The sequence below is a fragment of the Streptomyces sp. NPDC028711 genome (assembly GCF_055565415.1).
The window spans coordinates 399,350-420,170 of record NZ_JBVHUJ010000006.1 but is presented as its reverse complement, the minus strand read 5'-3'; the positions used below and the strand labels follow the sequence as shown (position 1 = coordinate 420,170).

General features: G+C 71.3%; 17 protein-coding genes. 5 read left to right on the top strand and 12 right to left on the bottom strand.

Annotation, left to right across the window (positions count from 1 at the left end; genetic code table 11):
- Positions 1 to 84: 84 nt before the first annotated feature.
- Positions 85 to 873 (bottom strand): SDR family NAD(P)-dependent oxidoreductase, encoded by a 789-nt coding sequence (locus ACZ4VK_RS21795; RefSeq protein WP_468354274.1) that lies wholly within the window; start codon positions 871 to 873, stop codon positions 85 to 87.
- A gap of 89 nt (positions 874 to 962) precedes the next feature.
- Positions 963 to 1,628 carry an FMN-dependent NADH-azoreductase gene (locus tag ACZ4VK_RS21790; RefSeq protein ID WP_468354272.1) on the bottom strand — a complete coding sequence of 222 codons (666 nt, stop codon included), beginning with the start codon at positions 1,626 to 1,628 and terminating at the stop codon, positions 963 to 965.
- A gap of 98 nt (positions 1,629 to 1,726) precedes the next feature.
- Between ACZ4VK_RS21790 and ACZ4VK_RS21785 the strand changes: the two genes are divergently transcribed.
- Positions 1,727 to 2,239, top strand: coding sequence for a MarR family winged helix-turn-helix transcriptional regulator (locus ACZ4VK_RS21785; protein ID WP_468354270.1), 513 nt, complete (start codon positions 1,727 to 1,729; stop codon positions 2,237 to 2,239).
- A gap of 47 nt (positions 2,240 to 2,286) precedes the next feature.
- Here the strand turns inward: ACZ4VK_RS21785 and ACZ4VK_RS21780 are convergent, their stop codons facing one another.
- From ACZ4VK_RS21780 to ACZ4VK_RS21770, 3 genes are all read right to left on the bottom strand, one after another.
- Positions 2,287 to 5,076, bottom strand: coding sequence for an AAA family ATPase (locus ACZ4VK_RS21780; RefSeq protein ID WP_468354268.1), 2,790 nt, complete (start codon positions 5,074 to 5,076; stop codon positions 2,287 to 2,289).
- A gap of 79 nt (positions 5,077 to 5,155) precedes the next feature.
- Entirely contained in the window at positions 5,156 to 6,679 is a 1,524-nt protein-coding gene (locus tag ACZ4VK_RS21775; protein WP_468354266.1) for an FAD-binding oxidoreductase, read from the bottom strand.
- A 130-nt stretch (positions 6,680 to 6,809) separates the two neighbouring features.
- Positions 6,810 to 7,847: a methyltransferase gene (locus tag ACZ4VK_RS21770; RefSeq protein WP_468354264.1), complete on the bottom strand. Its 1,038-nt coding sequence runs from the start codon at positions 7,845 to 7,847 to the stop codon at positions 6,810 to 6,812.
- Positions 7,848 to 8,996: 1,149 nt separating this feature from the next.
- Here ACZ4VK_RS21770 and ACZ4VK_RS21765 point away from each other — a divergent pair.
- Together ACZ4VK_RS21765 and ACZ4VK_RS21760 are read left to right on the top strand one after the other, a co-directional pair.
- On the top strand, positions 8,997 to 9,803 hold the full coding sequence (locus ACZ4VK_RS21765; protein WP_468354262.1) for a methyltransferase domain-containing protein: 807 nt from the start codon (positions 8,997 to 8,999) through the stop codon (positions 9,801 to 9,803).
- Between the two features lie 65 nt (positions 9,804 to 9,868).
- Entirely contained in the window at positions 9,869 to 10,945 is a 1,077-nt protein-coding gene (locus ACZ4VK_RS21760; protein WP_468354260.1) for a methyltransferase, read from the top strand.
- A 241-nt stretch (positions 10,946 to 11,186) separates the two neighbouring features.
- Here the strand turns inward: ACZ4VK_RS21760 and ACZ4VK_RS21755 are convergent, their stop codons facing one another.
- The gene (locus tag ACZ4VK_RS21755; RefSeq protein WP_468354258.1) at positions 11,187 to 12,563 is read right to left on the bottom strand and encodes a peptidase C39 family protein; all 1,377 of its coding nucleotides are present in this window, start codon (positions 12,561 to 12,563) and stop codon (positions 11,187 to 11,189) included.
- 230 nt (positions 12,564 to 12,793) lie between these two features.
- Here ACZ4VK_RS21755 and ACZ4VK_RS21750 point away from each other — a divergent pair, with 230 nt between their 5' ends.
- Entirely contained in the window at positions 12,794 to 13,423 is a 630-nt protein-coding gene (locus ACZ4VK_RS21750) for a uridine kinase family protein (protein ID WP_468354256.1), read from the top strand.
- A gap of 320 nt (positions 13,424 to 13,743) precedes the next feature.
- Complete coding sequence (locus ACZ4VK_RS21745) at positions 13,744 to 15,663, top strand: AAA family ATPase (RefSeq protein WP_468354254.1); 1,920 nt, start codon at positions 13,744 to 13,746, stop codon at positions 15,661 to 15,663.
- 60 nt (positions 15,664 to 15,723) lie between these two features.
- On the opposite strand, the gene ACZ4VK_RS21740 is transcribed toward ACZ4VK_RS21745, so the two are convergent.
- The 6 genes from ACZ4VK_RS21740 to ribH all read right to left on the bottom strand — a co-directional run bounded on the left by ACZ4VK_RS21740 (position 15,724) and on the right by ribH (position 20,812).
- Positions 15,724 to 16,785 carry a hemolysin family protein gene (locus tag ACZ4VK_RS21740; protein WP_468354252.1) on the bottom strand — a complete coding sequence of 354 codons (1,062 nt, stop codon included), beginning with the start codon at positions 16,783 to 16,785 and terminating at the stop codon, positions 15,724 to 15,726.
- Positions 16,782 to 18,278 (bottom strand): hemolysin family protein, encoded by a 1,497-nt coding sequence (locus tag ACZ4VK_RS21735; RefSeq protein ID WP_468354250.1) that lies wholly within the window; start codon positions 18,276 to 18,278, stop codon positions 16,782 to 16,784. Before ACZ4VK_RS21735 ends, ACZ4VK_RS21740 begins: the two co-directional genes overlap by 4 nt.
- Before the next feature lie 345 nt (positions 18,279 to 18,623).
- Complete coding sequence (locus ACZ4VK_RS21730) at positions 18,624 to 19,079, bottom strand: PH domain-containing protein (RefSeq protein ID WP_468354248.1); 456 nt, start codon at positions 19,077 to 19,079, stop codon at positions 18,624 to 18,626.
- A gap of 40 nt (positions 19,080 to 19,119) precedes the next feature.
- Entirely contained in the window at positions 19,120 to 19,968 is an 849-nt protein-coding gene (gene hisG / locus ACZ4VK_RS21725) for an ATP phosphoribosyltransferase (RefSeq protein ID WP_389684758.1), read from the bottom strand.
- Between the two features lie 50 nt (positions 19,969 to 20,018).
- Complete coding sequence (locus ACZ4VK_RS21720) at positions 20,019 to 20,291, bottom strand: phosphoribosyl-ATP diphosphatase (RefSeq protein ID WP_030551960.1); 273 nt, start codon at positions 20,289 to 20,291, stop codon at positions 20,019 to 20,021.
- A gap of 35 nt (positions 20,292 to 20,326) precedes the next feature.
- The gene (ribH, locus tag ACZ4VK_RS21715; protein ID WP_125665105.1) at positions 20,327 to 20,812 is read right to left on the bottom strand and encodes a 6,7-dimethyl-8-ribityllumazine synthase; all 486 of its coding nucleotides are present in this window, start codon (positions 20,810 to 20,812) and stop codon (positions 20,327 to 20,329) included.
- Positions 20,813 to 20,821 lie beyond the last annotated feature (9 nt).

Genomic DNA, 20,821 nt, shown 5'->3' with positions numbered 1-20,821 from the left:
GTCCGGGCATGAAAAAGACCGGGGTTCCGTCTCGCCACGGCGGGACGGAACCCCGGTCAGGGGTGGTTCAGGGGTGTTTCAGGGTCAGGGACCGACGTGGGGGGCGCGGGCGGCCGACGAGCCGTCACGGACGACTTCACCCGTGAGGTTGCCGTTGGCTCCCGAGCCGAGGAACAGCACCAGCTTGGCGACGTCGTCCGCGTCGGAGAGACGGCGCGTGGGCGTGCCGGCGGCGAGCTTGTCGGTGATGAACGTGGGAATGGGCGGACGGCTGTCGGTCAGCGTGAAGCCGGGGGCCACCACGTTGACGAGGATGCCGTCCCTGCCCGCCTCCCAGGCGAGGCTACGGGCGAGCCCGTAGAGTCCGGACTTGGCCGTCCCGTAGGGGCCGGGGCCCGGCAGGCCCTCCTCGGCGACGCTGGAGGAGATCAGCACGATCCGGCCCCAGCCGCGTGCGCGCATGCTCGGCAGGACGGCACGCACCTGGGCGGCGGCTCCGATCAGGTTGGCGCTGATCATGGCCTGCCACTCCTCGAGAGGCACGTCCTCGAAGCGGATGCTCGGGTCCGGCGGGCCGTCGCCGCCCCAGCGCACGGCGTTGGCGACGAGGACGTCGATCCCGCCCCACTCCTCGACGACCGTGTTCACGGCCTCCTCGACGGTGCCGAGGTCTTCGAGGTCGAGGCGGACCGCGAGCGCCCGCCCTCCCGCGCCCTCGATCTCGGAGACGACCTTCTCGGCCTTCTCCGGGTTGTTGCGGTAGGTGATGGCGACCCGGGCGCCCTCCTGACCGTACGCCCGGGCGGTCGCGGCGCCGATGCCGGTCGAGGCGCCGGTGACCAGGACCACGCGGTCCTTGAGTGCGGTATCCATCGTGCGAGGTGTCCTCTCCTACGAAGTGCGTGTTCTGCGGAAGTGCGCGTGCGACGGACGGGGCGGCCCTCACCGCCCGCTGCGGCGTCTCAGGCGGCGGGGTTCTCTGCGGGCACGCGGGCGGCCAGGGCCTTGACCCGGTCGAGCGCGGCTTCGCGCGACGCCTCGTGGACGTCCCGGAACTGCGCGAGGAACGGCATGACCGGCGCGTGGGTGAGTTCGGTGTGCACGAACTCCAGGTCCTCCAGTCCGAGGACCGAGAAGTAGGCGCGGAGGAAGGGCTCCTGGAAGTCGAACTGCTCCCGCGGCGTGCCCGGGCCGTACGCGCCGCCGCGGGCACTCAGGATGACGGCGGACTTGCCGGCGAGCGGGAGCCACGGCAGGGTCACCCGGTCCATCCAGGTCTTGAGGGCGCCCGGGACGGTGAAGTTGTACATGGGCGTCCCGATGACCAGGACGTCCGCCGAGATGAGGTCCTCGATGAGGGGGCGGGTCGCGGCCCACGCCTCGGCGAGCTCGGGCGTGGCGGCCACCTCGTCCATGGCCGCGAGGTCCTTGACCCCGTTCAGGGACGACTGGGTGGACAGCTTCACGCGGGCCTCGTCGATCGGCTGCACCGGGTCCGCCACCAGGTCGCGGTAGGTGTACCCCCCGTCCGGGTGTGCTGCCTTCCAGTGGTCGACGAAGGCGACGCCGAGCTCCCTGGAGAACGAGTCGCTTCGGGCACTGGCGTCGAGATGCAAAAGCTGCGGCACAACGATCCCTTCCAAGCAAGACGATCTGAAGTCTTGACCAGAGTAAGCCAAGATAATCTCAAGTCAAGACGATTTTGGTCCTTTGCTATTCTGCTGACATGTCCCTCACCACTCCCGCCGACGAGCAGGCGTCGGGCAGCCGGCTCCACAGCGATCTGCACTGGCTCTTCGCCCGGCTCAAGCAGGGCCTCGCCACCGCGGAGGCCTCGGCCGTACGCGAGCACGGCCTGTCCCTGTGGGGCTACACGGTGCTGATGGCGATCGTCGACGCGCCCACGAGGAGCCAGCTCGCCCTCGCCCAGGCCGTCTCCGTCGACAAGAGCAAGCTCGTCCTCGTCCTCGACGAGCTGGAAGCCGCCGGGCTGGTCGCCCGCCGACCCGACCCGGCGGACCGGCGGGCCCGCATCGTCGAGGCGACCGACACCGGCCGGCGCGTCCTCGACGCCGCGCGGGACGACGTCCGGGCGATCGAGGACAGCCTGCTCTCCGACCTGGAGCCGTCGGCCCGGCAGGCACTGCACACCGTCCTGGGCCGACTCGTCGGCACCCCGGTCGCCCGTATCGAGAACGGGCAGGAGTACGACAACGCCTGCGCCCCCCGGCAGGCGTGACGGCCGACGCGTGACACGCGCCGGCCGCCGGCCGCACCGGCCCCGGATCACGCCTGGAGCACCCGGCCCAGTTCGGAGCGGCTCTGGATCCCGAGCTTGCGGTAGGCCCGGGTCAGATGCGTCTCGACGGTCCGCCTGGTCACGAAGAGCTCGCGGGCGATCGATCCGTTGGTCCGGCCGCCCGCGGCCAGCTGGGCCACCCGGTACTCGCTCGCCGTGAGCGCCTTGGCCCCGAAGTGCTCGCAGCGCCTGGGCAGGCCCCCCGCGGCCAGCAGCTCCGCGTGGACCCGCGAGGCCAGACGTACCGCGCCGAGCTGCTGGGCGCGCGCCAGGGCACGCCGGAGCGACTCCCTCGCCGCCCGTCTGTTGTTCCCGCGCCGCTGCACGATGCCGAGTCCGGATTCCGCGTACGCCTCCTCCAGCCGGGCCGGGCCGGATCCGAGCAGCTCCACGGCCTCGGCCAGCGCGGCCGCCCCTTCCTCGCCGCCGAGAATGAGGCCCTTGGCCCGCAGGGCCACGCCGATCGCCCGCGTGGTGCCCCACCGGCGGGCCGCGTACAGCTCCTCCTCCGCCAGCCGGAGTGCACCCTCGACGTCACCCAGCCGGTTGCGCATGAAAGCCGCCTCGGAGCGCCACCGTGAGACGGCGGGATTGACCGTTCCCCAGAGCTCCATCCGCCGGCCGCTCTCCATCAGGTCCTCCAGCGCTCCCTCGATGTCGCCGCGGGCGCCCTTCACCCGACCACGCGCCTCGAGAACCATGGTGTACGGCCAGAGATCGGGGAGCTCCCCCGCACAACCGCGGGTCTCCAGCAAGGTCATGGCCTCTTCGGCACGGTCGAGTTCGACCAGCACCTTCAGCAGCGGCGCGAGCACCAGGGACTGCATCGGGTCCGGGCCCTGCTGCTCGCCGAGCACCTCCAGGGCCTGCCGGGCGTCGTGTTCCGCCTCGGCCAGCCGCCCGGACTCCAGCCGCGAGGCGGACCGGAGAGCAAACGCCACGACCGTCGTCGACAGATTGACCGACCCCCGCCCGGTCAACATCGCGTCGCACCACTGGTCCACGAGTTCCAGCTGGTCGGCCCAGAGCAGCGTGAACGGCGTGTACGGCATGGACAGCGACTCCCGGCCCGTCTGCAGCTGGCTCGTGAGCGCCTCGTCCAGGGCCTGGATCACCGCGTCCGCCGAGGTCCGCACCTCGATGGCGGCCTTGAGGCTCTCCAGGGACAGCCGGTGCAGCCGGCTGCCGGTTCCCCACTCGGGAAGCTTCGCGAGCAGATCGGTGATCTGCGTCGCCGCCGACGCGCCGAACAGCGCCGTCATCGCCTCGGCGCTGTCGATCTGACGCAGCAGCGCTTCGCGCGACCGGGACGGCGGCAGCGCCGCGATGCCGAGGCGACACTCCTCCAGCGCCTCCGCGGACTGCTCGACCTGATGGGTGAGCAGAAGCCCCTGGGCATAGGCGAGGACGGTACGCACCCGGGCGTGCGGGTCCGGCTCCCGGCCCAGCCGCGCCCGGAGCCGGGGCACCAGGCCGTGCGGGTCGGTGATCAGTTCGACGCAGTCCAGAGTGGTCTGGATCCCGTCGCGCGTCTCGTCCGGCAGGGACTCCTCGAGGGCACGCCGCAGCAGGGTCCGCGCCCATTCCGCCTTGCGCTCGTTCACGGCCTCCATGGCCGCGGCGCGCAGCAGCTCGGGGGCCCAGTCGGTCCCGGTCGGCCCGGTACGGAGCAGATGCCGGGCGACCTCCGCCGAGGGCGCGCCGCGTCGGTGCAGTCCCTCGGCGGCGCGGCGGTGCACACACTCCGGCACCACGGATTCCGGGAGCCTCCGCAGCGCCTTGCCCACGACGCGGTGGACGTAGGAGGGATACGCGGAGTCGGTCAGCAGGCCCATGCCGGCCAGCACGGCCAGGCCGCCCGCGCCCTCCCGCTCCGGCAGGCCGGCGGCCTCGGCGGTGAGCGCGGAGTCGGCCCGCCCCTCCAGGAGGGCGATGGTCTCGGCGACGCGCGGCACTTCGGCGGGCAGGTGCGAGAGCCGGGTCCGCACCGTGCTTCCGACGAGGCTCTCCAGCGCTCCCATGGACCAGTCGGCTCCGGCGGACTCCCGGTGGGGCACGGTCGAGGCCCTGATGACTGCGTCGAGCAGCATCGGGTTCCCCCCGGTCAGCGCGTGGACCTCCTCGACGACCGACAGGGGGGTGTGGCCGAGGAGCGCGTCGACCAGTTCCCTCGTACCGGCCGCGGTCAGCGGCGCGGGGTGCAGCGCGGTCCATCCGCCGGCTTCCTGGAGAGCCGCCAGCATGGCCGGCGCGGTCACCGGCTCACCGCGCCGCCGCGTGCCCACGATCGCGACGGGCCACCCCTTCAGACGCCGGGCGGCGTAGGCGAGGGCGTGCAGGGACGGCTCGTCGCAGAAGTTCAGGTCGTCGACGGCCAGGACCACCGGGGCGCGTTCGGCGAGACTGCGGATGGCCCCGAGCATCGCGTGGAGGACGTGGACGTCGTGCACACCGGTGTCGGAGTCCATGGTCCGCAGCAGATCGACGGCGGATCGTGCCGCTTCGGTGCCGTCCGCCGCCAGGGTGGAGAGGTGCGGCTCCAGGAGCTGGCGCATCACTCCGTAGGGGAAGTCCGCCTCCATGGTGCTGCAGCGAGCCGTGCAGACGGTCAGCTGGCGTGCGGAGGCCATCTTCTCGAGTTCGAGCAGGAGGGCCGTGCGGCCGACGCCGCAGGCCCCTTCGATCATGAAGAGGTCGCCGGTCCCCTGGCACAGGGTGTCGACGGTGCGGTTGAGAACGAGTAACTCCGACCAACGTTCTACCAAGATGCGTTGCACGACTCTCCTGGACGCTAGTTCCTGCCACTACGGCCGCGCGGGTGGCCGGCCACGCGCTGGGCCGACCACCCGCGGTAAGTCAGCTGATGCTCTGTGCGAACCGGAAGAAGTTGGTCGGGTCGTAGTGCCGCTTCACGGCCCGCAGCCCGTTCAGGTTCTCCTTGTAATAGGCGTCGGCCCAGTTCGGCAGGACCTTGTCGAGGTAGTTGACGTAACTCTCGCCGTTCGAATGGGGGTTGACCGCGTCGAAGACGCTGCCGGCCCAGTTGCGGGCGACGGTCCGGTCGGCCTCCGGCGGCGCTGACGTGGGCAGACCCGTGGCGATGCTCATCACGAACTCGGTGTCGCGGTGGACGTACGCGGTCTCCGTGCGGCGCGGGTCGTTCGCCCGGCCGCCGAGGGCGAGGGTGCGGATGAACCTGGAGTGCCCGGCGACCCGGTCGGCGTCGAAGGCGGCGAGCAGCGCGTCGACACCCGTCGCGGGTATGGCGGCGCCGAAGAAACGGCTCCGGTCGAAAGACCAGTTGAAGCGCCTGATCTTGCCCTCCCCCGTGGTGCCCGGCAGATGACACTGCGGCACCGTCAGGTCGGCACAGCCGTACAGCGCGAGCATCCCGTCCGTATAGGTGGAGTCGACCACGGTACGGACCGTCGGGGCGTGGCCGACCTCCCCGACCAGGGTGTCCAGGTGGGGCGTCAGCTGGGCGGGGTCGCCCAGCCACACCCCGGACACGCCCACCGTGGGGACGTTGCCGGGCGCCGCGTCGAAGAGCGCGAGGACCGGCCCGGAGCTGAGGGCGCGCGGGGCCGCGATGGCCCAGTGCTGCCAGGCCGTCAGGACGTCCGCGGCCTGGTCCCAGGTCCAGTTGAGGGTGAAGCGCGAGAGCGTGGGCACCGCGGTCGCGACCGCCCGGTAGGACGTGACGATGCCGAAGTTGCCGCCGCCGCCCCCGCGCAGTGCCCAGAAGAGGTCGGCGTTGCAGTCCGCCGAGGCGACGACGACGCTGCCGTCGGCCAACACGACCCGAGCGCTCTCCAGGGTGTCGGAGGCCATGCCGAGGAAGCGCGTCTGCCACCCGAGGCCGCCGCCCTGGATGAAGCCGCCGGCACCCACGGTCGGGAAGAGGCCGCCGGGCAGGGCGAGGCCCGTCCCCGACAGTCCGCTGACCGTGTCGATCTGGAGCGCTCCCCCGCCCATGGTGACCTTGTTGCCGGTGGCGGTGACGCCGTTGAGCCGGGAGACGTCGATGACGAGCCCCGTGGTCAGCGAGAAGCCCATAAAGCTGTGTCCGCCGCTGCGCGCGGTGGCGGGGATTCCGTTGGCCCGGGCGAACTTCAGGCAGGCGCTCACGTCGCCTTCCGACTGGCAGTACGCGATGGCCGCCGGCGTCAAGGTGTCGAACTCGGTCCAGGAGAGCTGCTTGGCCGCGGTGTACACGGCATCGGACGGCAGGACGAGGGTGCCGCTCAGACGCTGCTGGAGCTGCGCCCAGTTGGGCGGGTCGGCGGCGTGGGCCAGGACGGCGGGCAGTGTGGTCGACATGCCCGCGGCTGCCAGTGTCGCCATCGCGCCCGTGCGGATGAATGCTCTGCGGGTCACCATGCGAGTACCTCTTCTCCGGTGCGGACGGTGCGGACGGTGCGGTGCGCGCTTGTCGCAGGGCTGTGCGGAGGGGTGTGGGGGCTCTGCCCGGCCCTCGGCGCGTACGAAGGGCGTCGGAGGTCTGTCACCGTCAGCGCCGTACCGCCTCGACCAGAGCGTGGACGAGCGTGCCGCCGGCGTTCTCGGCCTGCACCGCCTGGGTCATGCGGAAGCCGGCCGCGTCGAGGAGTTCGCGCCAGTCCTGCTCGGTGCGCTCCTTGCCGCCGAGGATGACCATCATGAAGAGGTCGGCGAGCATGCTGGGGTGCAGACCGCCCTCTTCGGGGACCACGCTGTCGACGACGATGAGCTTGGCGTGCGGGGGCATCACCTCCCGGATGCGGCCGAGGATCTTCAGGCAGTCCGCGTCGCTCCAGTTGTGGAGCACCCGGGAGAGCACGTAGGCGTCCGCGCCGGGCACGACGGAGTCGAAGAAGCTCGCGCTGACCACCTCGACGCGGTCCTCGACGCCCTGTTCCGCGAGGTGGGCGGGGGCTTCGGCGGTCACGGTGGCGAGGTCCTGGACGACGCCCGTCATTCCCGGGTTCATCTTGAGGACGGCGGCCAGCAGGGTGCCGACCCCACCGCCGACGTCGACGAGGCGCTTGATGCCCGAGAAGTCGTACCGTTCGAGGGCGGCGACGGCCGGAGCCAGGGAGGTGACGCCCATGGCCCGGTTGAACAGCTCGTTCTCCGCCGGGTTGGCTTCGAGGTAGTCGTAGTACGCGGCGCCGTGCACCTTGTCGAAGGCCGGCTTCCCGGTGCGGACCGTGTGCATCACCTCGGTCCAGGCGCGGAAGCAGGCACCGCTCTGGAGCATGACGCCGTAGCGGAAGCCTCCGGGGGCGTCGCTGCGCAGAATGCCACCCGCCTCGGTCAGCGAGAAGCGCTTGCCGGGGTGGGCGTGCAGCACGCCCATGGAGGCGAGGACGCGGCAGAACCGGTACAGGACGTCCTCGTCGGCCTCGGTGACGGTGGCGAGTTCCGCGATGGACCTCGGCTCCGGGCCCAGGTGGTCGGCAAGGCCGAGCTCGGCGGCGACGTACATGGTCTGACCGATCCAGGGACCGCCCATGTGGTACAGCTGCATGAGGTCCGGATCCTGAGACGGCGTGGAGGTGGCAGGCACGATCTTTCTCCTTAAGCGTGGCTTGGGGCAGGAATCACGTGTTCTGACATGGACGCGCGGATGACACACGGAGGAGGAAGGGCAGGCCGGACGGCTCTGTCCGGCGAGCATGGCGGCACCCGGCAGGCCTGACGGCTCTGTCCGGCGAAGCATGGCCGCACCGGGCAGGCCGGTCGACTCTGTCCGGCGAAGCGTGGCCGCACCGGACAGGCCTCGCGGGACCGCGCCGGTGGGAAGATCCGGAACCGGCGCGGTCAGGCGTGCCGTCGGGCGCGGTGGGCGCGGTGGGCGGATGGACCGACGCGAGGACAGCGTGGCGACCAGCGGGACGGCCGTGCGGCACGCTGACTCACGAAAGGGACGCGCGCCGGCCCGGCCCGATACTCACGCGTCATTCATCGACCGCGGATGGCGGCCGGATCAACGCTCGATACCGAAGGCCGCCGGCCGTCGCCCCGGCCTTTCGTCACCGGAGAAGACCTCTCCGGGAACCCCCGTTTTCAGCACTACTCCCCCATTTGATGGATCCGCAGACCTAAGCGGTCAAACACCCGTTGTGCTGACTGCTGAGCCGGTGGCCGACAGGGGGCCATTTCTCGCACCCCATCGCCCTGACGAGTGAATCATCGCGTCCGATTTCACGCCAGCCCGATGGCCGAGTGGTACCCACATATGGCTGAAACCGCGATGTGCAACCCGGGCGCCTCGGGCAAAGGCACACAATGTGAGACAGGAATCAACACGAACAGGCCATCCACTGCATAGTAAATGGCGCGAAATGGTCAAAAGTGCGACATCGGACCGCATCGAGAGTCAACGTCAGCGCTCCGTCCCGCCCCAGCCACCGGGGCCCACGGTGTGAAATGAATAGCCGAGAACATGTCATCCGTGGACCACCGAAACAAACACCGAAATATCCACGAGATGAAAGAATTTGTTGCCCGATCGACAGACGGCTTGGTAGCGTTCCCTGCGACACACGGAAGATCAACCGGAAACCGCACGCCAAAAGGGAAACGGAGCCGCCGGATTCGAAATATCCGCGGCGACCACCCGGCCATACTGCGGCCACTGTGCTCCTCGTTCAATAGAAGCGAAATGGAGAATCACATGCCCTCTGCGGAAATCAATTCTTCTGATCGAGTCGGAATGCTTTACGACCAGATGGCCGGCTTCGAGTCGGACAATTTCACCGGCGACCACAACCTGCACTTCGGCTACTGGGACGCCCCCACGGACACCTGGTCCCTGGAACGCGCCGAGGAGCGGTTCACCGAGCTGATGATCGAGAAGCTCAGGGCCGAGCGCGGGAACCGGGTCCTCGACGTCGGCTGCGGGATGGGCACCCCCGCGATGCGCCTGGCCCGGGCGACCGGCAGTGACGTGCTCGGCATCACCGTCAGCCACGAACAGGTCGAACGGGCCGGGGCGCGGGCCTCCTCGGCGGGGCTCGCCGACCGTGTCTCGTTCCAGTATGCGGACGCCGCGGCCCTGCCCTTCGAGGACGACTCCTTCGACGCCGTATGGGCGCTGGAGTCGATCATCCACATGCCCGACCGCCTCCGGGTGCTCGGCGAGATGGCCCGGGTCCTCCGGCCCGGCGGTCGGCTCGTGCTGACCGACTTCTTCGAGCGCGCCCCCATTCCGGAGCGGAAGCGGCCGGCCGTGGAGAAGTTCTACGAGAACTGGGTCATGGGCCCCATGGTCACCATCGACGACTACCCCCGGCTGGTGCGCGCGGCGGGCCTGCGCCTGGTCGAGGTGTCCGATATCAGCGAGCAGGTGATGAAGCGGACCCTGGAGGGAATCGCCCGGCGGATCGCGCACGACAAGCAGCACATCGACGAGACGCTCGGCGCCGACATGGCCGACGATCTCGACCTGTCGGAGCTCATCGAGGTGTGGGAGCTCGGCTACCTGCTCGTCGTCGCCGAACTCCCCGGGGCCGAGGGCTGAGCGTCGGCGGCCCGCCACGGATCAGAGCCATGCCAGGACAGCCGCCGACTCCCTTGGAGGAGAGCATGCCGACCGATGCCCCGAAGGAACCCGATCTCCAGGCGATGTACCACGCGTCCGGCCCGTGGATCGGGCAGACGATCTACGTGGCCGCGCACCTGGGCCTGGCCGATCTCCTGGGCGACGATCCCCGGGAGATCGGGGACATCGCGAAGTCGACCGAAAGTGACGAGGACGCGCTCTACCGCTTCTGCCGGGCGCTCACCGCCCTCGGCATGCTGGCCGAGCACCCCGGGAAGTCCTTCACGCTGCGGCCGGCGGGCCGGGCGCTCCGGCAGGACGCGGCGGACGGGTTCCGCGACGGTGTGCTCCTGCAGAGCGGCGCCGTCTTCCGCGCCTGGGCGGACGTCCTGCACACCGTCAGGACCGGACGTCCGGCCTTCGACAAGGCGCTCGGGATGAACTACTTCGAGTTCCTCGCCGCCAACCCCGACGAAGCGCGCGTCTTCAACCGCGCCATGGGCGCCACCATGCCGGCCGCGGTTGCGGCGCTGGAGCGCTACGAGTTCGGGACGTGCGGCACGGTCGTCGACGTCGGCGGTGGCGACGGGCGGCTCATGGCTTCCGTACTCGCGCGCCACCCCGGAATGCGCGGTGTGGTCCAGGACCTGCCCGAGACGGTCTCGCAGGCCGAGGAGAACCTCGCCGGCGTCGCCGACCGGTGCACTCTGGTCGGGACGAGCTTCTTCGACACGGTCACCACCGGCGGGGACGTGTACATCCTGTCCCGCGTCCTGCACGACTGGGACGACGAGAACGCCAGGAAGATCCTCCGGAAGGTACGGGAGGCCATGCCCGCCCATGGACGGCTCATCCTCGTGGAGAGCGTGCTGAGGCCGGCCGAGGGGGATCTGCGCAGCGTCCTGGGAGACCTTCTCATGCTGGTGGTCCTCGGAGGCAGGGAGCGCACGGAGAGCGAGTGGACGGAGCTTCTGGACTCGGCGGGATTCGCGCTGCGGCGGGTGTGGGACGACCCGGGCATGGCCACCACGCGTGGGCACAGCGTCATCGAGGCGGTTGTCCGGGAGGAAGACCGCCCGGAGGCCGTGAGCTCCCCGCCGCCGGAGGCCGCGGCCGCGTAGGGAACGGGACGTCCGGTACGGCTGTGGACCTGCCGTACCGGACGTGCGGACGTCATGCTTCGCGGGCGCCCTCGTACATCGCCTCGACGAGCTCGGCGTACTCACTCTCCACGACGGGCCGCTTCACCTTGAGGCTCGGGGTGAGTTCGCGGTGCTCGACGTCGGGGCCCGCGCCACCTCACTCAGGACGGCCAGGAGCGCTGCCGTCAGGTCGTCGAGACGGCTGTGGGGCCGTACATGCTCACACCAGGCCCAGCGACTGCAGCGCGCGGCGCTGACTTGGTGCTGACTTGACCGGCCAGAAGAGGTAGCAGACACCGCCCGTACCGCTTCTGACCTTGCCGTTCGCGTCGTAGCGCTTGGTGCGGAGCCAGATGTTCTCCCACTCGCGCCGTCGGTAGACGCGGCGTACGGCCTCGTTGTTCGGGGAGGCGGGGTCGTTGGCGATGACGTCGCCGTTCTCCGTGAAGCCGATGACGGTCATGAGGTGGCCGGCGGTGCCGTAGCCGGCTCCGGTCAGCTCCTCCTTGCGGAAGGACTGGGACGTGATGGCCGGGATGCCGGCGCGGACCAGGTCCTCCAGTTCGGTGAGCGAGCTCAGTCGGGTGACCACCGCGTTCATGTCGGGGTACGTCGCCGCGTAGGCCGCGTTGAAGGGCCAGTTGCCGCAGCCCTCGTACTGGTGGTCGTAGGTCTGGCGGGCCGCGTGGCAGACCTGGGGGTCCACGAAGTCCGGGTTCACCCAGGCCAGGTCCTCCGCCGACGGCCGGCGCCCCCAGTACTCGACGATCATCTGGGAGGAGGTCGGGCTGCACCAGGCCTCGCCGCCGTTGTCGTACTCGGGGTACTGCCCGATGTGGGTGTTCTGCGAGTAGCGCGGCACGATCAGCTCGGGGGCCGGGACCGGCGCGGAGGCCGGGACCGTGAAGCGGTGCGGGATGTCCGACGCCATCGCGCCCAGCCGCCAGACCGTCGGCGTGACGGTGCTTCCCGGGGTGCGGTACAGCGTCAGGCGCAGCCGGTACGAGACGAGCCGCAGCCCGCTCGCCGCGTCGTCGATCGCGAGGGTGTCGGTCCAGACGGTGCTCCTGCCGTCGGTCTGGTCGTCGACGGAGGTGCGCCGGATGTCGCCGTCACCGGAGGCCCAGCGGCCCAGGACGTACCAGGGCGTGGCGGTGGCGTCCGTGTAGGTGCCGGACAGTTCGACCTGGAGCCAGGTGCCGGGCGGTGTGTGGGCGTTCCAGGAGGCGATGACCTCGGTGGCGGGCACGGTCGGGGTGTGGACGGGCGAGGTCCAGCTCGCGTACTCCCAGGCGGAGGTCCGTCCGGTGTGCGGGTCGGTGTAGTCGGTGCGTCCGTCGGGCGCGGCGAGGACCAGGCCGGGACGGTACCCGGCGACCGCCCGGGTGCCGGCGGCGCTGCCGCACCTCCAGTCGGTGTACGAGGACCAGAAACGGTTGTCGACGAGTCCGGGCTCGGGGGCGTGGCCCCGGGCGGCGGAGGCGGGTGCCACGGAGGCGGAGGCCGGTGCGGCGCCGGCGGGTGCGGCCGTGGCGGCCGTTCCGGCGGCCGCGAGGGCCGCGGCGAGAACGGTTCTGCGCGGGGTGGAGCTGGTCATGGGCGGTGACCCCCAGTCGAGAACGGTGGGCGTACGGACCTGTGGACGAGCGGGTGGCGGGAACCACGGGCGACCGGACCTCCGGCCCCGGGTCGCGCGGCCCACTATCGCGGCTCGCGGCGCGCCTCCGCCAGCACTTCGCCCCGCGTCGCCGTACCAATATTGGTCTCGACCGGTGACGGCCGTACCTTGCTGACCTGCGAAGGTCCCCGCTCCCCTACCCTGGGCCCATGAACGACCTCGACCGCGCGGCGCACGCGCTGCTCCGGCTGCCGCCCTCCTGCGGACCGGTCCGGCTGATCGGGGTCGACGGGCACGCCGGCTCCGGCAAGTCCACCCTCGCGGCCCGTCTCTCCGCCGCCCTCGGCGACGCCCCCGTCCTCCACCTCGACGATCTCGCGACGCACGAGGAGCTCTTCGCGTGGACCGGTCGGCTGCGCGAGCAGGTCCTCGACCCCCTCTCGCGCGGCGAGACGGCGTCCTACCGCCCGTACGACTGGGTGCTGCGGCGCTTCGGGGAGGCGCGGACACTGCCCCCGGCCCCCGTCGTGATCGTCGAGGGCGTCGGCGCGGGACGGCGGGCGGTGCGGCCGTTCCTGGCCTGGCTGTTGTGGATGGAGCGCGACCCCGAGGAGTCCTGGGCGCGGGGCCGCCACCGGGACGGTCCGGACCAGGCCGCTTTCTGGGACGGCTGGACCGTGGCGGAGACTCGCCATTTCGCCGACGACCCCTCCCGGCCCGACGCGGACACCCTGGTACGGGAGTGCCGCACGGGTTACGACTGGCTTCCCGGTCCGGGTGTGACAGCGGGCGCGGACCAGATCATCACGTACCGTGACGGCTTCATGTCCGTGAACTGAGAGGTCGAAAGTCCGCTTTCGCAAGTGCCTCAACTCCGCTTGACCCCAGGGCCGTACAGGTCTTACGTTCTGAATGTGCGGCTTTTCGGAGCCGCCGCGGACACGAAGCCCCCGGTTGTTCCCCCGTGATCGGGGGCTTCGTTCTGCCCCCGACGGCCCCCTGACGGCCCTCTCCGGGGCCCTTCGCGAGCCCTGACGCTCACCCAGGGTCACCGCTTCCGGATCATGCGCTTCTCCTTAAGCGCGCACCCCCTGCGCAGGTACGATGCCCCCAGGTGCGGTCAAATCCCGTCCATGCGAAGACGGTTGTGGGGGACCCGATGGACATCGGCACGCAGGGCGCGCAGGCCCCCGCCGAGCTCGCCTGGCTGCGCGGAGTCGACGCCTACACGATGGGCGCCTATCCGCAGGCGGAGGACGAGTTCCGGACGGCGGTACGGATGGACCCCGGCATGGCGGACGCCTGGCTCGGGCTGCACGCGCTCCGGGTCGACACCACGACCGCGCTGCTGCGGATGTACCGCAACCGCGACCGCTTCGGCGAGCAGCGGGCCCGCTACCGGCGCACCCTCAACTCCTGGTACTGGCTGGGCTGGTGGGTACAGCCGGTGCTCGAGAGCCCGCGCGACCTGCTGCTCGCGCACGCCTCCCACTGGCTCGACGGGCGCCACGTACCGGAGCTCGACCGGGCGCTCGCGGGGCTCCCTCCGGTCGACACCGACCCCCAGGTGCGCTTCCTGCACGCCTGCCGGTCCTATCTGGTCAAGGACTGGGACCAGCTCGTACGGCACACCGAGACCCTCGTCGACGACCCACTGCTCGGCATCGAGGCCGGGCTCTTCGGCGGCATGGCCCGGGTCCGGCTGGAGATGTACGGCCAGGCCGAGCCGCTGCTCTCCGCCTCGCTCATGCGGTGCCGCAGCGAGCAGCCCCAGCGCAAGGAGCTGCGCTACTGGCTGGCGCGCGCCCATGAGGGCACCGGGCGCAGCGCCGCCGCCCTGCCGCTCTACCGGGCCGTGCACCGGATCGACCCGACGTTCATGGACACCGCCGCGCGGCTCGCCGCGATCGCCGAGTACGACGGTTTCGAGGGGTACGACGGCGTGGACGACCCGGCCGGCCTCGCGACGGTCGCCCTGGGCACCGTCGGCGGGGGCCTCGGGCAGGACGCCGGGGACACCGCGCCCGGCGCCGATCCCGACCCCGGGCCACTGGGCGACGGACTGCGGCTCGCACCCGAGCCCGTACCGCCGGTGGCCCCGCTCACCCCGCCGGAGACCGTACGGCAGAAGGCCCCGCTGCCCTCCCAGCCGGTGCCGCCGCGCTTCCCCGAGGGGCCCACCGACCCGGCGCTGCTCGCGGCGGCGCTCGCCGAGCTGGAGGGCATGGTCGGCATGGAGCCGGTGAAGCGCCAGGTCAAGGCGTTGTCGGCGCAGCTGGAGATGGCACGACTCCGGGCGGACCAGGGCCTTCCGGTCCAGCCTCCCAAGCGTCACTTCGTCTTCTCCGGGCCCTCGGGGACCGGAAAGACCACGGTCGCCCGCATCCTCGGCCGGGTCTTCTACGCCCTCGGGCTGCTCGGCGGCGACCATCTCGTCGAGGCCCAACGGGCCGACCTGGTGGGTGAGTTCCTCGGACAGACCGCGGTCAAGGCCAACGAGCTCATCGACTCGGCGGTCGGCGGGGTGCTCTTCGTGGACGAGGCGTACGCGCTCTCCAACACCGGCTACAGCAAGGGCGACGCCTACGGGGACGAGGCGCTCCAGGTCCTCCTCAAACGGGCCGAGGACAACCGCGACCACCTCGTGGTCATCCTGGCCGGCTACCCCGAGGGCATGGACCGGCTCCTCAACACCAACCCCGGCCTCTCCTCCCGGTTCACCACCCGGGTCGACTTCCCCTCGTACCGGCCGCTGGAACTCACCGCCATCGGCGAGGTCCTCGCCGCGGCCAACGGGGACGGCTGGGACGAGGAGGCCCGCGAGGAACTGCGCTCGATCAGCGGGCACGTCGTCGAGCAGGGCTGGATCGACGAACTGGGCAACGGGCGCTTCCTGCGGACCCTGTACGAGAAGTCCTGCGCCTACCGGGACCTGCGGCTCTCCGGCTACGCGAGCACCCCGACCCGGGAGGACCTCGCCACCCTCCGGCTCGCCGACCTCATGCAGGCGTACGGCGAGGTCCTGTCGGGCCGCGGTCCTGTCGACCGCGGCCCGCAGCAGGAACCGCCGGGGTACTGAGGCCGGAAGGCAGGTACCAGGGGGTGTCTTGCCGGCCCCGAGCGCCTTGGCGGGTGACGCCTATACGGCTCCGAGGGGCTGGGCGGGTGACGCCGAGCGGTTCCGGTGCGCGGGGTCGCGGACCTCGCCCACCAGCATCTCCAGGACGTCCTCCAGGGCGACAAGACCGAGCACCCGGCCCGAGCCGTCCTCGACCTGCGCCAGATGGGTGGCGGCGCGGCGCATCACGGTGAGGGCGTCGTCGAGCGGCAGTTCGGCCGGGACCGTCGCCATCGGCCGCCACAGCCGCGGCGGCACCGGCCGCTCCCGTTCCTCCAGGTCGAGGACGTCCTTCACATGCACGAAGCCCTGGAAGGCTGTGCCCTCCTCGGCGCGGACCGGGAAACGCGAGTACCCGGTGCGCACGGTCAGCTCCTCGACCTCTTGTGGGGTGACCGTCGGCGGGACCGTGATCAGGGAGGCCGGGGCGATGAGGACGTCCGTCACCGGGCGGGTGCCCAGTTCGAGGGCGTCCTCCAGGCGCTCCTGCTCGGCCGGGTCGAGCAGTCCGGCCTGCCCGGCGTCCTCGACGAGCCGGCCCAGCTGCGCGCGGGTGAAGACCGCCTCCACCTCGTCCTTCGGTTCGACCTTGAACGCCCGCAGGACGAGCCGGGCGCAGGCGCCGAGCGCGGCCGTGACCGGACGGCAGAGCCGGGCGAAGCCGACGAGGCCGGGGGCGAGCCAGAGCGCGGTCCGTTCGGGCGCGGCCATCGCCAGGTTCTTCGGGACCATCTCGCCGATGACGAGGTGGAGGAAGACGACCGCGGCGAGGGCGATGACGTAACCGAGGGGATGGATCAGTCCCTCGGGGACGCCGACCGAGTGGAAGACGGGTTCGAGGAGACGGGCGACGGTCGGCTCGGCGACGGCGCCGAGCGTCAGGGAGCAGACGGTGATGCCGAACTGGGCGGCCGCCATCATCTGCGGCAGGTTCTCCAGACCGTACAGAACCTGTTGGGCCCGGGCGCCGCCGAGCGGTTCGATCTGGCTGCGGCGGACGGAGACGAGCGCGAACTCGGCCCCGACGAAGAAGCCGTTGGCGAGGACGAGGAGGACGGCGAAGAGCAGGGGGAGCATGCTCATCGGACGCCCTCCGTGACCAGCGGGGAGGCGGAGGGCACAGCGACGGCGCCCTGACCCGCAACCGGCGCGGCGACCGGGCTCCGGCCCTGGCCCACGACCGGCTCCGCGACCGCGCTCCGGTCCTGGCTCCGGCCCGCGACCGGCTCCCCGACCGGGTTGTGGTCCTGGCCGGCGGCCGGCTCCCGGTCCGTCCGTACGATCCGTACGCGCTCGGCGCGGTAGCGGTCGACCTGGCGCACCGAGAGCTGCCAGCCGGGGAGTTCGGCCCGGTCGCCCGGGGCGGGGATGCGCCCGAGGAGGTCGGCGACAAGACCGGCGACGGTCTCGTACGGCCCTTCGGGCACGTCGAGGCCTATCCGGCGCAGGGTGTGGACCCTGCAGGAGCCGTCGGCGTCCCAGGTCGGCCGGCCGTCCTCGGCGGGGGCGGTGGCCACTTCGGGCCGGCCGTCGCTCACGGTGTCGTGCTCGTCGCGGACCTCGCCGACGAGTTCCTCGACGATGTCCTCAAGGGTGACGACACCGGCGGTGCCGCCGTACTCGTCGACGACGACCGCGATGGGCTGTTCTCGGCGCAGCCGCTCCAGGAGGGTCTGGGCGGGCAGCGTCCCGGGCACGAGGAGCGGAGGGACCGCGATCCGGCCCACGGGGGTACGCAGCCGGGCGGGCGGGGCGACGGCGAGCGCGTCCTTGAGGTGGACCATGCCGACGATCTCGTCGATGCGGTCGCGGTAGACGGGGAAGCGCGAGAGGCCGGTGGCCCGGGTGAGGTTGAGGACGTCGGCCGCGGTGGCGTCCCACTGGAGCGCGCTGACCTTGACGCGCGGGGTCATGACCTGCTCGGCGGTGAGGCCGCCGAGGGACAGGGTCCGTACGAAGAGGTCCGCGGTGTCCTGTTCGAGCGCCCCGGCGAGGGCGGAGTGCCGGGCGAGGGAGACCAGTTCGCCGGGGGTGCGGACCGAGTCCAGCTCCTCCGTCGGCTCGACGCCCAGGAGTCGTACCAGATGGTTGGCGACCCGGTTGAGCAGGGAGATCACCGGCCGGAAGAGCGCGGAGAAGCAGCGCTGCGGAGTGGCCACGAAGCGGGCCACCTGGAGCGGCCGGGAGACCGCCCAGTTCTTCGGTACGAGCTCGCCGACCACCATCTGGACGGCGGACGCGAGCAGCATCCCGATCACGACCGAGATCCCGGAGACCGCCCCGGCGGGCAGTCCGGTCGCGGTGAGCGGGCCGTGCAGCAGTCCGGCGAGCGCGGGCTCGGCGAGCATGCCGACGACGAGTGAGGTGAGGGTGATGCCGAGCTGCGTTCCGGAGAGCTGGAAGGACAGCTCGCGCAGGGCGTCGACGACGGTGCGGGCGCGCCGGTCGCCGGCGGCCGCGGCCCGCTCGGCCTCGGCGCGCTCGACGGTCACGAGACCGAACTCGGCGGCCACGAAGAATCCGTTGGCGAGGATGAGGACGAAGGCCGCGACGAGCAGCAGAAGGGAGATGATCATGCCGCCGCCTCCTGGGAGGGGGCGGCGCGGGTACTACCGGACGATCCGTCCATTGCTGGAGGGAGTCACTCCTCGGGTCGAAGGGCGGCCTCGCGGGCCGCGGCGGCGGCCCTGCACACGCGAGGCGGTGGTGCCGCTCGGCACCACCGCGTCCAGAGTAGCCACGCGAAGGCCCCGAGGGGCAGGGGGCCGGCCCCGGATGGGGGACGGACCGGGGTTCCGCCGGAGGGGAAACCCCTGGCGTGACCCTGTGGCCCCGGCCGGGGCTCAGACCGGGTCCAAACCGGGTCCAAGCCGGGCTCAGACCGGACTCAGGCCAAGCTCAGACCGGACCTCAGGCCAGGCTCAAGCCGTCCGCTCCGCGCCCGTCCCATGGGTCTCGGCGAGGGCCCGCAGCGCGCGGGCGTCCCGGATGGCCGCCTCCTTGGCGATGCCGGGCTGGATGCCGAGCGCCGGCAGGCTGGTGCCGTCGCTCAGGTCGAGGAACACCCAGGCGTCGCCGGGGCGCAGGTTCACCTTGAGGATCTCCGCCCAGGCGAGCCGCCGGGTCCGGGTGATGTTGACGACCGTGACGCCCTCGTCGTCGGCGACGACCTTGGGGCGGCTCAGCAGGACGAGGATCCCGAGGAAGAGCGCGGCGGTGAAGACGAAGCTGACGCGCTCCCCCGGCCCGAGCCGTTCCAGCATCAGCGCGACGGCGGTGATGACGACGAACATCGTGATCCCCACGGTCAGCAGGACGGCCCGGGTGCGTCCGGGGCGGAAGGTGACCGGGAGGGCGGGGGCGGCGGGCTGGGACATCGGGTGTTCCTCGGAGCCTGGGGGCGTACGGTCCGTGCCGTCAGAGGCGGCAGGCGTGGATGGCGGTGGTGAGGATGGCGCGGGCGCCGATCTCGTACAGGTCGTCCATGATCCGCTGCGCCTCCTTGGCGGGGACCATCGCGCGGACGGCGACCCAGCCCTCGTTGTGCAGCGGGGAGATGGTCGGCGACTCCAGGCCCGGGGTGAGGGCGACGGCCTGCTCCAGGTGCTCGGCGCGGCAGTCGTAGTCCATCATCACGTACGAGCGGGCGACGAGGACGCCCTGGAGGCGGCGGAGGAACTGCTGGACCTGCGGGTGGTCGTCCTCGGCGCCGTGGCGGCGGACGACGACGGCCTCGGAGGTGAGGATCGGCTCGCCGATGACCTCGAGACCCGCGTTGCGCAGGCTGGTCCCGGTCTCCACGACGTCGGCGATGACCTGGGCGACGCCCAGCTGGATCGCGGTCTCGACGGCGCCGTCCAGGTGGACGACGGAGGCGTCGATCCCCTGGTCGGCGAGGTGCTTGGCGACGATGCCCTCGTAGGAGGTGGCGATCGTCATGCCGCCGAAGTCCTCGGGGCCGTTCGCGGTGCCCGGGCGCGTGGCGTACCGGAAGGTGGAGCGGCCGAAGTTCAGCGCGAGGATCTCCTCGGCGCTGGCGCCGGAGTCCAGGAGCAGGTCACGGCCGGTGATGCCGATGTCCAGCTTCCCGGAGGCGACGTAGATCGCGATGTCCTTCGGGCGCAGGTAGAAGAACTCGACCTCGTTGTCGGGGTCGATGACGACGAGCTCCTTGGACTCCTTGCGCTGGCGGTAGCCGGCCTCATGGAGCATTGCCGACGCAGGTCCGGAGAGGGAACCCTTGTTGGGAACGGCGATGCGCAGCATGGGGTGAGCTTCCTTTGCGTGGGAGTGGTGGGGAGACCGGTGAGTCGTGCTCAGAGGTGGGCGTAGACGTCGTCGAGCGAGATCCCGCGGGCGACCATCATCACCTGGACGTGGTACAGCAGCTGCGAGATCTCCTCGGCGGCCGCTTCCTTGCCCTCGTACTCGGCGGCCATCCAGACCTCGGCGGCCTCTTCGACGACCTTCTTGCCGATGGCATGGACGCCCTTGTCCACCAGCTCCGCGGTGCGGGAGGTGGCCGGGTCGCCGGTCTCGGCCTTGAGCTTGAGCTCGGCGAAGAGCTCTTCGAAGGTTTTGTTCGCCATGATGGTCCTAAGAGTACGGGGTGAGCGTCGCGCACTCAGCGCCAGGGTTCGCTGACCGTGCGCAGCGTGGTCGCGGTGGCGACGGCGGCGGTGACGGCCTCGTGGCCCTTGTCCTCGCTGGAGCCTTCGAGGCCGGCCCGGTCGAGGGCCTGCTCCTCGGTGTCGACGGTGAGGACGCCGAATCCGACGGGTACGCCGGTGTCGATCGAGACCTGGGTGAGGCCGTGGGTGACGCCCTGGCACACGTACTCGAAGTGCGGCGTTCCGCCGCGGATGACGACGCCGAGCGCCACGATGGCATCGTAGCCGCGGCCGGCGAGGACCTTCGCCACGACCGGGAGCTCGAAGCTGCCGGGGACGCGCAGCAGCGTCGGCTCGTCGATGCCGAGCTCGCTCAGGGCGCGCAGGGCGCCGTCGACGAGACCGTCCATGATCTTCTCGTGCCACTGCGCCGCGATGACCGCGACCCGCAGGTCGCCGCAGTTCTTCACGCTGAGGACGGGTGCGCCCTTGCCGCTCATGTCTCTCCT